This is a genomic window from Pseudarthrobacter sp. SSS035 (assembly GCF_023273875.1).
Classification (GTDB): Bacteria; Actinomycetota; Actinomycetes; order Actinomycetales; family Micrococcaceae; genus Arthrobacter.
In genome coordinates, this window is record NZ_CP096882.1 from 304521 (window position 1) to 319074 (window position 14554).

At 65.4% G+C, this 14554-nt stretch carries 14 protein-coding genes; 2 read left to right on the top strand and 12 right to left on the bottom strand.

All coding sequences use genetic code 11. The features are described 5' to 3' along the window. The first annotated feature begins 101 nt into the window (after window positions 1–101). Window positions 102–716 (top strand): class I SAM-dependent methyltransferase, encoded by a 615-nt coding sequence (locus MUN23_RS01405; RefSeq protein WP_248761752.1) that lies wholly within the window; start codon window positions 102–104, stop codon window positions 714–716. On the opposite strand, the gene dapF is transcribed toward MUN23_RS01405, so the two are convergent. From dapF to MUN23_RS01435, 6 genes are all read right to left on the bottom strand, one after another. Continuing rightward, window positions 697–1641, bottom strand: coding sequence for a diaminopimelate epimerase (gene dapF, locus MUN23_RS01410; protein WP_248761753.1), 945 nt, complete (start codon window positions 1639–1641; stop codon window positions 697–699). The two genes, MUN23_RS01405 and dapF, sit on opposite strands and share 20 nt — an antisense overlap. 9 nt (window positions 1642–1650) lie before the next feature. After that, window positions 1651–2547 carry a tRNA (adenosine(37)-N6)-dimethylallyltransferase MiaA gene (miaA, locus tag MUN23_RS01415; RefSeq protein ID WP_248761754.1) on the bottom strand — a complete coding sequence of 299 codons (897 nt, stop codon included), beginning with the start codon at window positions 2545–2547 and terminating at the stop codon, window positions 1651–1653. A 3-nt stretch (window positions 2548–2550) separates the two neighbouring features. Further along, window positions 2551–4095: a tRNA (N6-isopentenyl adenosine(37)-C2)-methylthiotransferase MiaB gene (miaB, locus tag MUN23_RS01420; protein ID WP_248761755.1), complete on the bottom strand. Its 1545-nt coding sequence runs from the start codon at window positions 4093–4095 to the stop codon at window positions 2551–2553. Window positions 4096–4172: 77 nt separating this feature from the next. Beyond that, on the bottom strand, window positions 4173–4676 hold the full coding sequence (locus MUN23_RS01425) for a regulatory protein RecX (RefSeq protein WP_371876025.1): 504 nt from the start codon (window positions 4674–4676) through the stop codon (window positions 4173–4175). A 181-nt stretch (window positions 4677–4857) separates the two neighbouring features. Next, complete coding sequence (recA, locus tag MUN23_RS01430; RefSeq protein ID WP_248761756.1) at window positions 4858–5916, bottom strand: recombinase RecA; 1059 nt, start codon at window positions 5914–5916, stop codon at window positions 4858–4860. A 233-nt stretch (window positions 5917–6149) separates the two neighbouring features. Next, window positions 6150–6374 (bottom strand): DUF3046 domain-containing protein, encoded by a 225-nt coding sequence (locus tag MUN23_RS01435; protein ID WP_056343046.1) that lies wholly within the window; start codon window positions 6372–6374, stop codon window positions 6150–6152. Window positions 6375–6415: 41 nt separating this feature from the next. On the opposite strand from MUN23_RS01435, the gene MUN23_RS01440 reads away from it, so the two are divergent. After that, window positions 6416–6985, top strand: a complete 570-nt coding sequence (locus MUN23_RS01440; protein ID WP_248761757.1) for a MarR family winged helix-turn-helix transcriptional regulator — start codon at window positions 6416–6418, stop codon at window positions 6983–6985. Window positions 6986–7060: 75 nt separating this feature from the next. On the opposite strand, the gene MUN23_RS01445 is transcribed toward MUN23_RS01440, so the two are convergent. The 6 genes from MUN23_RS01445 to dapA form a co-directional block, all read right to left on the bottom strand. Further along, window positions 7061–7513 carry a helix-turn-helix domain-containing protein gene (locus tag MUN23_RS01445; protein WP_056342905.1) on the bottom strand — a complete coding sequence of 151 codons (453 nt, stop codon included), beginning with the start codon at window positions 7511–7513 and terminating at the stop codon, window positions 7061–7063. A 152-nt stretch (window positions 7514–7665) separates the two neighbouring features. Then, entirely contained in the window at window positions 7666–8145 is a 480-nt protein-coding gene (locus MUN23_RS01450) for a CinA family protein (RefSeq protein WP_248761759.1), read from the bottom strand. 9 nt (window positions 8146–8154) lie between these two features. Beyond that, complete coding sequence (gene pgsA / locus MUN23_RS01455; protein ID WP_248761760.1) at window positions 8155–8790, bottom strand: CDP-diacylglycerol--glycerol-3-phosphate 3-phosphatidyltransferase; 636 nt, start codon at window positions 8788–8790, stop codon at window positions 8155–8157. Window positions 8791–8799: 9 nt separating this feature from the next. Next, on the bottom strand, window positions 8800–11721 hold the full coding sequence (locus MUN23_RS01460) for a DNA translocase FtsK (protein WP_248761761.1): 2922 nt from the start codon (window positions 11719–11721) through the stop codon (window positions 8800–8802). A gap of 130 nt (window positions 11722–11851) precedes the next feature. Further along, a complete protein-coding gene (locus MUN23_RS01465) occupies window positions 11852–13543 on the bottom strand; it encodes a ribonuclease J (RefSeq protein ID WP_056342897.1) in 1692 nt (563 codons plus the stop codon). A gap of 41 nt (window positions 13544–13584) precedes the next feature. Continuing rightward, window positions 13585–14493 carry a 4-hydroxy-tetrahydrodipicolinate synthase gene (gene dapA, locus MUN23_RS01470; protein WP_248761762.1) on the bottom strand — a complete coding sequence of 303 codons (909 nt, stop codon included), beginning with the start codon at window positions 14491–14493 and terminating at the stop codon, window positions 13585–13587. Window positions 14494–14554 lie beyond the last annotated feature (61 nt).

Below are 14554 nucleotides of genomic sequence, written 5' to 3' on the forward strand. Positions count from 1 at the left end.
CCGTGCCGGCTACTCGAAGATCAAGAACATGGGTTCAAGATTAGCAGAAGCGGTGCCCGCGGTTTCGCATTGTCCACCCCGGCCAACTAATCTGGCCAGTTATGGAGTCCGCACACTATTTCAGCGCATCGCCCGCCGGGCCGTTCACCCGCAAGCCGCTCACGGTGGAACTGGCCGGCGAGACGCGCACGCTGCAGACGTCCGGCGGCATCTTCAGCCCCGACGGCATCGACAAGGGGACGGCGGTGCTCCTGGCCGAGGTCCCGGCCCCGGACCCCACCGGCAACCTCCTTGACATAGGCTGCGGCTGGGGGCCCATTGCCCTCACGCTCGCATTGCGGGCGCCACACGCCAAGGTCTACGCCGTGGACGTCAATGAACGCTGCATCACGCTGACCAACGAGAATGCGGCCCTGCTGGGCCTGGGCAACGTGCTGGCCAGCACACCGGAGGCGGTGGACCCGGACCTGCGCTTTGACACGATCTGGTCCAATCCGCCAATCCGGATCGGCAAGGATGAACTCCACAGCCTCCTGAAGCTGTGGCTGCCCCGGCTGGCGCCGGGCGGCTCCGCGTGGCTGGTGGTCCAAAAAAACCTGGGCTCGGATTCGCTTCAGCGCTGGCTCGCGACGGAACTGGATGCATCCTTCGCCGTGAGCCGGGAGTCCACGTCCAAGTCCTTCCGGATCCTTCAGGTCAGGAAAGCGTCCCAGTAGCCACAATTACGGCGGGCCCGCTGAGCTCGACGTGCTCGTGCCCGCCCGCCCCGGCAAAGAACTTGACCCCGACGACGCCGCCCGGCACGTTGACCTGCCAGGAGTCCGGCGCTTCCGCCCCGGCCCAGTGCCGGATGGCCACTGCGGCGGCGCACGCGCCTGTTCCACAGGACTGGGTCTCGCCCACACCCCGCTCATGGACGCGCATGGTGATGGTGCCGATCCCGTTGTGGACCAGCGGTTCGGCAGGCACGACGAATTCAACGTTGGTTCCATTGGCCGGCACCGGATCGACCTTCGGAGCAGTGTAGAGCCTGGTGGCTTCCAATTCGGACAGTTCAGCCAGTGCCACCACGGTGTGCGGGTTGCCCATGCTCACTGACAGGGCCGGGCGGGGCACTTCCAGGCCGTCTGCGGTTACCAGCGAGTCCATGGCTTTCGCCGTCGCGTCGCCGGGGAAAATGAACTCCCACGGCCCCATGTCCACCGCATAGCTGTCCCCTGTCCGGACCACGGTCTTGACGCCGCCGCGAGTCCCGATGGTGAGCGCGCCGCCGTCGGGCAGGTCAACCAAGCCCTCGGCACGCAGGAAGCGCACAAATACGCGGACCCCGTTGCCGCACATTTCCGAGAGCGACCCGTCGCCGTTGCGGTAGTCCATGAACCATTCGGCCTCGGGGCTGCTCAGCAACAGCTCGCGGCCTTCGGAGAGATACCGGGAGGGGACGGCCCGGATCAGTCCGTCGCCGCCGATCCCGCGGTGACGATCGCAGAGCGCGGCTACCTGTCCGGCGTCGATGGTGTGGACGCCGTCGGGGTCGGCGACCAGCACAAAGTCGTTGCCGGTGCCGTGTCCCTTGGAGAAGCGGAGTCCGCCCAAGGTGCGGAAGGCGGGCTCTGTGGTCTCTGCGGGAGTTGCGTCCATGGTCCTAGATTACCGGCTGACAGCCACGGCCTGGGCCGCAAGGTCCGGCGCCTGCCAGTCCAGCCAGGTGATGCGGGGATCGGCGCGGAACCACGTGAGCTGGCGCCGGGCGAACTGCCGGGTGGCCACAATGGTGTCCTCGGCTGCCTCGGCAACTGTTGAGCCGCCGTCGAGCACTTTCAGGAACTGTGCATAGCCCAGGGCCCGCGGCGCAGTTTTGCCGCCGCGGAGACCGGCCGTGTCCAGCCGGCGCACTTCCCCCAACAGCCCCTGGTCCACCATGTTGTGGACGCGCTGGGCCAGCCGTTCACGGAGGACATCGCGGTCCACGGACAGGCCGATCTGGACGGCAGGCTGGAAATACTCCCGCTGGGGCATAAAGGAACTGAAGGGCCGGCCGGTGAGCTCATGGACTTCGAGCGCCCTGATGATCCGGCGCGCATCGGAGACACGGCCAGCGGACACCGGATCCACCTCCCGGAGCCGCGCCAGGAGCGCATCCTGGCCGGCTTCAGCGAGCTCAGCCTCGAGCCGCTGCCGGAGGACAGGATCCGTGCCGGGGAATTCGAGGACGTCGAGGGCAGCCCGCACGTAGAGACCCGAACCGCCCGCCAGAATGGCGCGTTTGCCGCGCGCGTGGATATCGCTGACGATGCTCCGGGCGTGCTGTTGGAAGTCTGAAACGCTGGCCTCCTCCGTGACGTCCAGGATGTCCAGAAGGTGGTGGGGAACGCCCTTGCGCTCTGCCGGCGTGATCTTGGCGGTGCCTATGTCCATCCCGCGATAGAACTGCATGGCATCGGAATTGATGACCTCGCCGTCCAGCTCCAGGGCAAGGTTCACGGCTAGATCGGACTTACCTGACCCTGTGGGACCAACAACGGCAATAACCGGAGGCTGGACCACCGGTCAGCGGCTCCGCACCGGCAGCGTCGGCATCCCCAGCGAGACAGCGCGGCCGGCGCCGCCTGCGGCAGCCGGCACGGGAGCGCCGCACGAATCTGCCTGGGACCTGTCCCAGGCGTCCCCCGCGCGGGAACGCCGAAGGCTGTAGTCCTGCAACGACGGGTCGGCCACGAGGTGGAAGGCTGCGGCTTCAGTGATTGTGACGGTGACCAGGTCCCCCGGACGCGGCACCTCTGCCCCCTCGGGAACGGAGAAGTGCACCAGCCGCTGGTCCTGGGACCGGCCCGACAGCCTGTGGGTTTCTTCGGACTTGCGCCCTGAGTGGGCGGTGACCATCACCTCTACCCGGCGGCCAAGCTGCGTGGCGTTTTCCTCGGCGGCGATCCTATCCTGCAGTGCGGTCAGGCGTTCAAACCGCTCCTGGACCACGGCCTTCGGAAGCTGGTCCGGCAAGTCTGCGGCGGGAGTACCCGGACGCTTCGAGTACTGGAAGGTGAAAGCCGTGGCGAAGCGCGACTGCTCCACAACGTCAAGGGTGGCCTGGAAGTCTTCCTCGGTTTCGCCGGGGAAGCCGACAATGATGTCAGTGGAGATGGCGGCGTGCGGGATCTTCTCGCGGACCTTGTCCAAGATGCCTAAAAACTTGGTGGAGCGGTAGGACCGTTTCATGTCCTTCAGCACTTTGTCAGACCCCGACTGCAGTGGCATGTGCAGCTGCGGCATCACGTTGGGGGTTTCGGCCATGGCGTCAATGACATCGTCGGTGAAGGCGGCGGGGTGGGGACTGGTGAAGCGGACCCGCTCCAGGCCTTTGATTTCGCCGCACGCGCGCAGGAGTTTGGAGAACGCCTGCCGGTCACCGAACTCCACGCCGTAAGAGTTCACGTTCTGACCCAGCAGGGTGACTTCGATGGCGCCGTCATCCACCAGGGCCTGGATTTCAGCCAGGATGTCGCCCGGGCGGCGGTCCTTTTCCTTCCCTCGCAGGGCCGGGACGATGCAGAACGTGCAGGTGTTGTTGCAGCCGACCGAGATGGAAACCCAGCCGGAATAGACCGAGTCACGCTTGGTAGGCAGCGTGGAGGGGAAGACGTCCAGGGATTCGAGGATCTCCAGCTGGGCTTCGTTGTTGTGCCGGGCCCGGTCCAACAGTGCCGGGAGGGCTCCGACGTTGTGGGTGCCGAAGACAGCATCCACCCACGGAGCCTTCTTCAGGATGGTCTCGCGGTCCTTCTGGGCCAGGCAGCCTCCCACGGCGATCTGCATACCCGGGTTGGCGGCCTTGACGGGCGCCAGCATGCCCAGGTTGCCGTAGAGCTTGTTGTCCGCGTTTTCCCGGACCGCGCAGGTGTTGAACACCACGACGTCGGCCTGCTCACCGCTCGCCGGCACGTACCCAGCGGCTTCGAGCATGCCGGCCATCCGCTCCGAATCATGCACGTTCATCTGGCAGCCGAACGTGCGCACCTGATAGGTACGGGGCTGCTGGAGGGCAGGGCCGGCTGACGGGACGGTACCGGATGCGGGGGAAGGAATGGTCAAACTCACCTGTTAAGGGTACCGGGTCGCTACGGTTGCGGGATCGCCCAGGTTGCCGTATCGGCGGGGGCACCGCTTCCCCGGGCCTACAGATCCGGCAGGCTGTCCGGTGCGTCTGTCTGGGTCTCCGCATGAGCGTCGAGCACCTCGCCGACGATCCGGAACGCCTGCGACGGCTGGTAGCCCTTGCGGGCAAGCATTGACGCCAGCCGCCGCGTGATCTTGTCCCGCTCGGCGCGGTCCGACAAATCCGTGCCTGCCCGGAGCTTGCGTTCCACCAGGAGCCGGGCAGACACTTCCTCGTCCGCGTCGGAAAGCTGTTCCAGCGCGGCGGCAGCGGTGTCTGCGTCAATCCCCTTGTCCGCCAGCTCGCGCCGGAGGGCCCCCTTGGCGAGCTTCCGCGACTGCGACCTGCTGCGGACCCACATGTCGGCGAACTCGGCGTCGTCAATGAGGCGGACCTCCTGGAAGCGGTCCAGGACGGCTTCCGCCACACCCTCCGGAATGTTCCGCTCGGCCAGTTTCCTAGCCAGCTGCAGCCGGCTCTTGGCCGAACTGGTCAACTGCCGGAGCACGATGGCCCGCGCCACGGACGCTGGATCCGGTTCGGCGTCTGCTGCGATGGCAGCATCCGGATCGGGTCCGTCCGGCCCGAAGCCGGGGCGTCCGCCCCGTCTTCGCTGCCGTCGCCCCGATCCGGCGCCCTGCCCGGCGTCCTGCCCGGCCGCACGCCATCCGGCGCTTTGCCCGGCCGTCAGGTCAGGGGCGTCCCTAGAAGCCGTCAACAGCCTTCAGCTTCGGTGTGTCTTTGGCATCGGCTTCGGCGGGCTTGACTACCCCGACACCAAGCTTCTCCTTGATCAGGCGCTCCAGTTCGGTCGCCAGTTCGGGGTTGTCGCGCAGGAACCGGCGGGAGTTCTCCATGCCTTGGCCCAGCTGGTCGCCGTCGTACGTGAACCACGAGCCCGACTTCTTGATGATGCCGTGCTCAACGCCCATGTCGATGATGCCGCCCTCGCGGGAAATGCCCTGGCCATAGATGATGTCGAATTCGGCGATCTTGAAGGGCGGGGCCATCTTGTTCTTGACGATCTTGGCCTTGGTGCGGTTACCGACGGAGTCGGCACCTTCCTTGAGCGTCTGGATCCGACGGACGTCGATGCGGATGGACGCGTAGAACTTCAGGGCCTTACCGCCGGTGGTGGTCTCCGGGGAGCCGAAGAACACGCCGATCTTTTCACGGAGCTGGTTGATGAAGATGGCAGTGGTTTTGGTCTGGCTCAGGCGGCCGGTGATCTTACGCAGCGCCTGGCTCATGAGGCGGGCCTGCAGACCCACGTGGCTGTCGCCCATGTCGCCCTCGATTTCCGCGCGCGGCACCAGGGCAGCAACGGAGTCGATGACGATGACGTCCAGCGAACCGGAGCCGATCAGCATGTCCATGATTTCCAGGGCCTGCTCGCCTGTGTCAGGCTGCGAGACCAGGAGGGCGTCCGTATCCACGCCCAGCCTGGCGGCGTACTCGGGGTCCAGGGCGTGCTCGGCATCGATGAAGGCGGCAATGCCGCCCAGGCGCTGCGCGCTGGCAACGGCGTGCAGGGCCACGGTGGTCTTACCCGAAGATTCCGGGCCGTAGATCTCCACGACGCGGCCGCGTGGCAGGCCGCCAATTCCCAAGGCCACGTCCAACGCGATGGATCCGGTGGGGATGACCTCGATGGGGGCACGGACTTCATCGCCCAGTCGCATGACCGAGCCCTTGCCGAACTGCTTGTCAATCTGTGCCAGCGCTGCGTCGAGCGCCTTTTGACGATCCGGGGCTGCCGCCATGGTTCACACCTCTAATGCTTTCTCGCTTTGGAGTGGCCTCAGCGGCCATTTCTTGGTCATCTCTGACGCTAATGGCACCCGCTGACATTCTGGCCGGATGACATCGCCTATGTGGATAACCCACTACGAAAAGCATAGCTTTACCCGAACAGATATTCGAACAGATCCGGCGGCGTGTCAGCGCAGAAGGGGCGCCCATGAGCCTGGCGAACGCGGACGCGTGGGTGGCGGCGTCAGTCGCGCAGGGGTTTGACGTCGCGTCCCAGGCGCCGCTCCGGCGGCACATCCTGGACATCGCAGATGGCCAGCCACACCTGCCGGGGGCTCATTCCGGCCGCGAGGGCCTGGTCGGCGGTTCGCCCGCCGGCCCCGGCCAGGACCAGGGTGCTGCTCAAGACCCGGGAGTAGCCAGCCCCGAATTCGTCGTCCATAAGCCGCCAATAGTCACTGATCCGCACCAATAGAGTCTCTCACGGTCCCGGACCCTAGAATTGTTGCCATGAGCAACCCTGCCGACGGCCCTCCTGCGACAGGCCTTCCCGAAACCGGCCTTCCGGCGACGTCCCCTGAGGAGACAGGTACCGACAAGGACACCGTCGATGAAGCCCTGAACACCGTGGAACACCAAATCAGTCTCTTTTGGCGGCGCGCCCGGTCGGTGTCCCATCAGCTCTCGCGGCAGGTGCACCCGGACATGGAACCGGCCGCCTACGGCCTGCTTTCGGTCATCCGGCGCGAGGGACCCATCCGGTTGACGGACCTTGCCCTGAACATCGGAGTAGGCAAGCCATCCGTCAGCCGCCAGATCGCTTTCCTGGAAAGCATCGGGCTGGTGTTCAAGGAAGCTGACCCCCTGGACGGAAGGGCGCAGTCGATCCGCCTCACCGAAAAGGGCGAGGAAAAGATGCATCAGGTCCAGGATGCGCGCCGTCAGGATTTCCGTGAGCGGCTCGGTGAGTGGCCGGTCGGGGAACTGCAGACCCTCGCCGAATACATGGCAAAGCTCAACTCCCTCTTTGAACTCGACGGTTTCGCGAAGGACCCGTCCGCTGGCGACACGGCAAAATAGCCGCCACACGCAGCAAAGCCTCCGGCCCACGGCCGGAGGCTTTGCTTTACTTCCTGTCTGGCCCCTGCGGACGGCTTACCGTGCGCCGGAAAGCAGGCCCTTGGACAGTTCGTTATTGAGTTCAGCGTTCAGATCGCGATCAAGGTCGCGGCCGTAGCGCTGTGAGAATTCCTGGGGAACGGTGTCCGGAACGGCAACGCCCTCGGCGACGGCGACACGGTCGCTGACTTCCCTGAGCATGCTGGACAGCGGCACGTCCAGGGCTGAGCAGATTGAGGAGAGGAGCTCTGATGAAGCTTCCTTCTGGCCGCGCTCTACTTCGCTGAGGTAGCCCAAGGAAACACGGGCACTGTGCGAAACTTCGCGGAGCGTGCGTCCCTGGCGCTGGCGTACATCGCGCAGGACATCACCGATTTCGTGACGAAGTACAACCATCTTGCGCTCCTTCTGTTCGCTCTTGGCCTGATCGGCGAGGCCCACATCCTTCCAGCGGACAACGCCGTTTATGGATACGGGCTGCTTTACCATCTGTATCGCCTTGCTCCCTCATAAGTGCGGTCCGCCGTGGAGCGAACCGTGGTGGTTTATTCATCCTAGGCGCCTCCGCTCTCCGGAAGCGACACAATGTAATAACTAATGGACGCCGGGATTTGTTCCCGGCAACTTTACGCCCGGTAGCTTCAGGAAGATAGGGCCACGATCAGGCTTTCCAGCGCGGCACCACAAGCCTGTCCGCGGATCTCTGCCCGATTACCCGCGAAGCCGTACTCCACGAAGGACGCACCCGCCGCTGTGGCAACCCCGATGAACACTGCCCCCACCGCTTTGCCATCATGTTCCTCCGGGCCGGCTACTCCTGTGGTGGCAACGCCGATGTCAGCATGCAGCGCAGCCCTGGCCCCGGCCGCCATGGCCGCTGCGACAGCACCGTCAACGGATCCGGCGGCGGCCAGCAGCTCTGCCGGAACACCCAGTACGTCCACTTTGACGGAGTTCTGGTAGGCCACCACACCGCCTTGGAGCATGCCTGAGGCTCCGGCTGTGTCGGCGAGGACGGCGCTGACCATTCCCGCGGTGAGCGACTCCGCGGTCGCGACGGTGCGGCCGCTTTCCAGGGCCATTTTGACTGTCTGTTCCGCCAGGTGGTGAAGGTTGGTCACGTCGGCTCCCTAGTTTCCAGCTGTAGTTGTTCCCGCCCGTTTGCCCTGTGACCGGATGCGCAGGGCTTCAATGACGTATTCGACGCCGGTCCATACCGTGATCAGCACAGCCACCATCATGACGGCGAAAGCCACCCAGACAAGCCACGGCGCCAGCGCGCCGAACGGCAGGAGATACAGGAAGATCGCGGCCGTCTGAACGACCGTCTTGAGCTTGCCCCCGCGCGAGGCCGGGATGACACCGTACCGGATGACAAAGAAACGAAGGGCGGTGATGCCCCATTCCCTGACCAGGATGACGATGGTGACCCACCACGGCAGTTCATTCAGGATGGACAGCATCACCAGGGCTGAGCCTATGAGGAGCTTGTCGGCGATGGGGTCTGCTATCTTGCCGAAATTGGTGACGAGGCCGCGGCTCCTGGCGATGTCGCCGTCGAGCTTGTCGGTGTAGATGGCGACGGCGAACGCCACCACCGCGGCCCAGCGCCAGGGCCCTGACTCGCTGCTTGGCCCGGGGGCATCGGCGAGGAGGAACCAGACGAAGAACGGCACCAGGGCGATGCGCAGCATGGTCAGGATGTTGGGAAGATTCCAGATTCCTGGGCTGCTGGAGCCGGCGGCAGTTGCTTCGGTGCTAGTCACACTCCTAGGCTACCGTCCGGTGAGTGACCACGCGTCTTCGGAACCGTCCTCGTCGTCGCCCGAGGTGCCCTCGGCGCCGTCGAAGTACTCAACCTTCTGGCTGCGCTGGTCCAGGTCCGCCTGCACGAGGTCCTCCGCATACCCGCCTTGGGCAATGTTCGAGTTGGCGTTGTCGCTGAGCGCTGCCGTCTGTGAATCAGCAACGGCCGGCGCGTCCTGGCCCTTCATGGCTGCCAGCACCGACGCGAGGTCGTCCGGCTTCACCAGGACGTCGCGTGCCTTGGACCCTTCGGAGGGGCCAACCACTCCCCTGGACTCCAGGAGGTCCATTAGCCGTCCGGCCTTGGCGAAGCCCACCCGGAGCTTGCGCTGGAGCATCGACGTCGAGCCGAACTGTGTGGTGACCACCAGTTCGGTGGCCGAAAGCAGCACTTCGAGGTCGTCCCCGATGTCGTCGTCGATCTGCTTTTTTGGCGCTTCGGGGGCGACATCGTGGCGGTAGTCGACTTTGAGCTGGCCCTTGACGTGTTCCACGACCTTGTGGATTTCAGACTCCGTGACCCAGGCGCCCTGAACACGCATGGCCTTGGAGGCACCCATCGGCAGGAACAGCGCATCGCCCTGGCCGATGAGTTTTTCGGCCCCGGGCTGGTCAAGGACCACGCGGGAGTCCGTGACGGAGGACGTGGCGAAGGCCATCCGCGAAGGCACGTTGGCCTTGATCAGGCCGGTGACGACGTCCACGGAGGGCCGCTGGGTTGCCAGGACCAGGTGGATGCCGGCGGCACGGGCCAGCTGGGTGATGCGGACGATGGAGTCTTCGACGTCGCGCGGGGCCACCATCATCAGGTCGGCGAGCTCGTCAACAATCACCAGCAGGTACGGGTAGGGCCGGATGACGCGCTTGGAGTCCACGGGAGGCTGGACCTTGCCGGCGCGGACTGCCTTGTTGAAGTCATCGATGTGTTTGAAACCGTAGTTGGCGAGGTCGTCGTAGCGGGCGTCCATCTCGCGGACCACCCACTGCAGGGCCTCGGCGGCCTTCTTCGGGTTGGTGATGATGGGCGTGATGAGGTGCGGGACGCCTTCGTAGGCGGTCAGTTCCACACGCTTGGGGTCCACCATCACCATGCGGACCTCGTCCGGCGTGGCCCGCATGAGGATCGACGTGATCATGGAGTTCACGAACGAGGACTTACCGGCGCCGGTGGCACCTGCGACGAGCAGGTGGGGCATTTTGGCGAGGTTCGCCACGACATAACCGCCTTCGACGTCCTTGCCGACGCCCATCACCATGGGGTGGTCGGTCCGGCGCGCGTTCTGGCTGCGGAGGACGTCACCGAGGGAGACGGTTTCGCGGTCCGTATTGGGGATCTCGATACCGATGGCGGACTTGCCCGGGATGGGGCTGAGGATCCGGACGTCGCTGGAAGCCACTGCGTAGGAGATGTTCTTGGACAGGGCGGTGACGCGCTCCACCTTGGTCCCCGGGGACAGCTCAATCTCGTACCGCGTGACGGTGGGCCCGCGGCTGAAGCCGGTGACCTGCGCTTCCACGTTGAACTGGTTGAGGGTCTCGGTCAGGGAAGCAACGATCGCGTCGTTGGCTTCGGTGCGCTCCTTGGGGATGGAGCCCGGGGTCAGAACGTCCGACGGCGGCAGGGTGTAGGTGACGTCGCCCGCCAGTGAGAGTTGCTCGGTCCGCTGCGGAATGGGAGCCGGAAGGGGCATGGGAGTGACTGGCTTGGCCGGCACCTGCGCAACGGCGGCGGCTGCCGCGTTGAGTGAGCCGGCGGCCACCATCCCGGGTGTGACCAGCGGGATGGCCTCGGTGGCATTGTCCTCTGCCGGAGCCCTCCCTGCAGTGCCGATGCCCTGGGCGGCTTTGATTTTCTCGACGGCGATCTCCGCCTTCGTGGGGCGGCGCACGCCGGGAGCGGGGCGCGATCCACTGCCGGATTTTGCGTCGGCCTCGTCGTCGTCAATGACGGCGTGCTCGAAGGCTTCGTCGCCCACGTAGCCTTCCAGCCCGGCGTCGGACTCGTCGTCCTTGCCGAAGAAACGCCGCTTCTTCTTCCGCGGCGCAGGGGTTGCCTTCGATTCCTCGAGGTAGCTACGGTCGTGGCTGTCCCCGTCGTCTCCGGGTTCCTGCAGGTCCAGGCCCATCAGATGCTCATAGGCACCCCGCAGGCGGCGTGGAATCGCCCCGAAAGGGGTGGCGGTAATGATGAGCAGCGAGATGAAGGCCAGCAGGCCGTAGACCACCACGGGCACCGCCGCGTGGATGGCCGCGAGGGGTGAGGCGGCCAGGAAGCCGAGCATCCCGCCGGCCTGCCGGAGGCCGTCGAAGCCTTCGGCAACGGTGGGCTGCCCTCCCACCACGTGGGCAAGGCCGCAGCCCGCAAACGTCATGATGAGGAAACCGATTCCCACCCGGTTGTTTCCGCGGCCGTCGTCGGGCTGCCGGAAGAGCCGGAAGGCACACACAAAAAGCATCAGCGGCAAAAGCAGAGACATCCAGCCGAAGGTGCCGTTGACCACGCCGTAGACGGCGTCGGGGAACCAGCCGGTCATTCCCCACCAGGCGAAGGTGGCGATGAAGACGCCCAGGGCAAGGTTGAACAGTGCCGCGCCGTCTCGGCGTTCCTCCGCCGGCAGGTCGCTGACATCGGAGCCGATCCTGCGGACTCCGCCGCCGACCAGATGGCCCACGGCCAGCCAGGCGCCGCCCACAACGCGCAGCAGCCAGGGCTGCCGCTGTTCGACGGCGGGAAGCTGGCGGGTGCGTGCGGTGCCGGCCGAAGAGCCGGCCCGGCTGCCGGTGCGGCTGGACGCTGTGGCGCCTGCACCGCGGCCCGCCGAGCTGCCGGATTTGGCGCTGGATTTGCCGCCAGCGGTGCCTCGGGGCGCGGGAGTGGTACGAGTGGCCATACGTGCCACGGTACCGGAACTGGGGCGGTTTTCCGCGGATTTCCGGCTGTTCCCGGCCTCATGTTGCGGATGGGAAAGGCCCGGTTCTACAAGAACCGGGCCTTTGCCATTCCGCTTGCCTTCGGGGCTGTTACGCCTCGAGGACCACCGGGATGATCATGGGCTTGCGGCGCAGCTTGCGGTTGACCCAGGTGCCGACAACTCGGCGGACAACCTGCTGGAGCTGGTGCGTGGTGTGGTCCGTGCGGTTGAGCACGGCTTCTTCCAGGGCGGCGTTGATCTTCGGGATGATCTCGTCGAAGACCGAATCGTCCTCGGCCACGCCGCGGGCGTGGATCTCGGGTCCGGAGACCACCTTGCCGGTGGTGCGGTTGATGACGGTGATGATGGAGATGAAGCCTTCATCGCCAAGCGTCTGGCGGTCCTTGAGGTCCGCTTCCGTGACTTCGCCGACGCTGGAGCCGTCCACGTAGACAAAGCCCACTTCAACCTGGCCCACGACGTCTGCGCGGTGGTCCTTGAGGTCGATGACGGTGCCGTTGTCGGCAAGGATGACGCTGGCGGTGGGGACGCCGGACTCGATGGCGATCTTGCCGTTGGCGATCAGGTGGCGGGTCTCGCCGTGCACGGGCATGGCGTTGAGCGGCTCAAGGATGTTGTAGCAGTAGAGCAGCTCGCCGGCGGCCGCGTGTCCGGAGACGTGCACCTTGGCGTTGCCCTTGTGGATGACGTCCGCGCCGAGCTTGAGCAGGCCGTTGATGATGCGGAAGACGGCGTTTTCGTTGCCCGGGATGAGGCTGGAGGCCAGGATCACGGTGTCGCCGTCGCCCACCACGACGCGGTGGTCGCCGTTGGCCATGCGGGACAGCGCGGCCATCGGTTCGCCCTGGGAACCTGTGGACATCAGGACCACGCGGTTGTCCGGCATGTTGTCGATGTTCTTGATGTCCACGAGGAGGCCGTCGGGAACGTCGAGGTAGCCGAGCTTGGCGGCGATGGCCATGTTCCGGACCATGGAGCGGCCCACAAAGGCCACCTTGCGGTTGTGCTTGGCGGCGGCGTCCAGCACCTGCTGGACGCGGTGGACATGCGAGGAGAAGGACGCCACGATGATGCGCTTGGTGGCCTGGCCGAAGAGCCGTTCCAGTGTGGGACCGATTTCCTTTTCGGCGGTGGTGAAGCCCGGCACGTCAGCGTTGGTGGAGTCGGACATAAAGAGGTCAACGCCCTCTTCACCCAGCTTGGCGAAGTGCCGGAGGTCGGTGATCCGGCCGTCCAGGGGCAGCTGGTCCATCTTGAAGTCGCCCGTGTGCAGGACAGTGCCTCCGGCCGTGCGGATGAACACAGCCAAAGCATCGGGGATGGAGTGGTTGACCGCGACAAACTCGCACTCGAAGGGGCCAAACTTTTCGACCTGGCCCTCTTCAACGGTCATCGTGTACGGACGGATCCGGTGTTCCTGCAGCTTGGCCTCGATGAGCGCCAGCGTCAGCTGTGAGCCCACCAGGGGGATGTCGGCGCGCAGCCGCAGGAGGTAGGGAACGGCGCCGATGTGGTCCTCGTGGCCGTGGGTCAGGACAACGGCCACGATGTCGTCCAGACGGTTCTCGATGTAGGAGAAATCGGGCAGGATCAGGTCAACGCCGGGCTGGGTCTCCTCCGGGAAGAGGACACCACAGTCCACGATGAGCAGTTTTCCGTCGATTTCGAACACGGCCATGTTCCGGCCGATCTCCCCCAGTCCGCCCAGCGGAACGATCCGGAGGGTGCCTTGCGGCAGGCGTGGGGGCGTGACAAGGCCGGGAAGGGCGGTTTGGGTCATAGTGCACTACTTTCCAGGCGGAAGGGTGCCGGTCTTAGCCCTCAGGGAAAGACCAGCCCCGCTTCCGCCAAATCCTCGCGGATGGTTACGATCTCGGCTTCGTCCGGCTCCACGAGGGGCAAACGGACAATCGAGTTGGGCAGGACTCCCTGCCATTTAAGAATTTGTTTGGCTGCAACGGCTCCCTGGACACGGGTCATCGTTGCCCTGATCACGGGCAGCAGCTCGAAGTTGATCTTACGCGCGGTTTCGAGGTCGTTCGCGTTGATGGCGTCGATCATTTCGCGGAAGCGGCGCGTTGCGACGTGGGTTGTGACACCCACGAGTCCGACGGCGCCCAAGGACATCCACGGAAGGGTCAGTCCGTCGTCGCCGGAGTAGAAGTACAGGTCAGTCTCTGCCATCACGCGGCTGGCTGCCATGAAATCGGCCTTGGCATCCTTGACGGCGATGATGTTCGGGTGCTGCGCCAGGCGGATCATGGTTTCGGGCTCGATCGCGATGGAGGAGCGGCCCGGAATGTCATAGAGCATAACGGGCACGTCGGTTGCGGACGCGACGGCTTCGAAGTGTGCGCGGACGCCGGCCTGGCTGGGCTTGTTGTAGTACGGCGTGACGAGCAGCAGGCCGTCGACGCCGAGCGCTGCCGCCTGCTCGGAGAGGTGCACCGAATGTGCGGTGTCGTTCGTCCCGGTGCCGGCGATGATGGCGGCGCGGTCCCCCACTGCCTCTTTGACAGCGCGGAACATGCCAAGGTTCTCTTCATCCGAGAGGGTGGACGTTTCGCCGGTGGTCCCGGTGACGACCAGGCCGTCGCAGCCATCGTCCACAAGCTTGGTGGCCAGTTCGGCTGCCTGCTTGTAGTCCACGGCGCCATCCTTGGTGAAGGGCGTGACCATGGCGGTCAGGAGCGTGCCAAGGGCAGGAGCGGTGGCGGATTTGTGAGGCATGGAAAAAACGTTACCCTGTCGGCGGCTGGTTAGGACAATGGGGACGGCGTGATCCGCGTCA

Bases quoted from the DNA above. Each gene is read 5' to 3' on its own strand.
- MUN23_RS01460 (WP_248761761.1), bottom strand. From the start codon at position 11,721: ATGGCCACTCGTACCACTCCCGCGCCCCGAGGCACCGCTGGCGGCAAA.
- MUN23_RS01405 (WP_248761752.1), top strand. From the start codon at position 102: ATGGAGTCCGCACACTATTTCAGCGCATCGCCCGCCGGGCCGTTCACC.
- dapF (WP_248761753.1), bottom strand. From the start codon at position 1,641: ATGGACGCAACTCCCGCAGAGACCACAGAGCCCGCCTTCCGCACCTTG.
- recA (WP_248761756.1), bottom strand. From the start codon at position 5,916: ATGGCGGCAGCCCCGGATCGTCAAAAGGCGCTCGACGCAGCGCTGGCA.
- dapA (WP_248761762.1), bottom strand. From the start codon at position 14,493: ATGCCTCACAAATCCGCCACCGCTCCTGCCCTTGGCACGCTCCTGACC.
- MUN23_RS01465 (WP_056342897.1), bottom strand. From the start codon at position 13,543: ATGACCCAAACCGCCCTTCCCGGCCTTGTCACGCCCCCACGCCTGCCG.
- MUN23_RS01445 (WP_056342905.1), bottom strand. From the start codon at position 7,513: ATGGTAAAGCAGCCCGTATCCATAAACGGCGTTGTCCGCTGGAAGGAT.
- MUN23_RS01440 (WP_248761757.1), top strand. From the start codon at position 6,416: ATGAGCAACCCTGCCGACGGCCCTCCTGCGACAGGCCTTCCCGAAACC.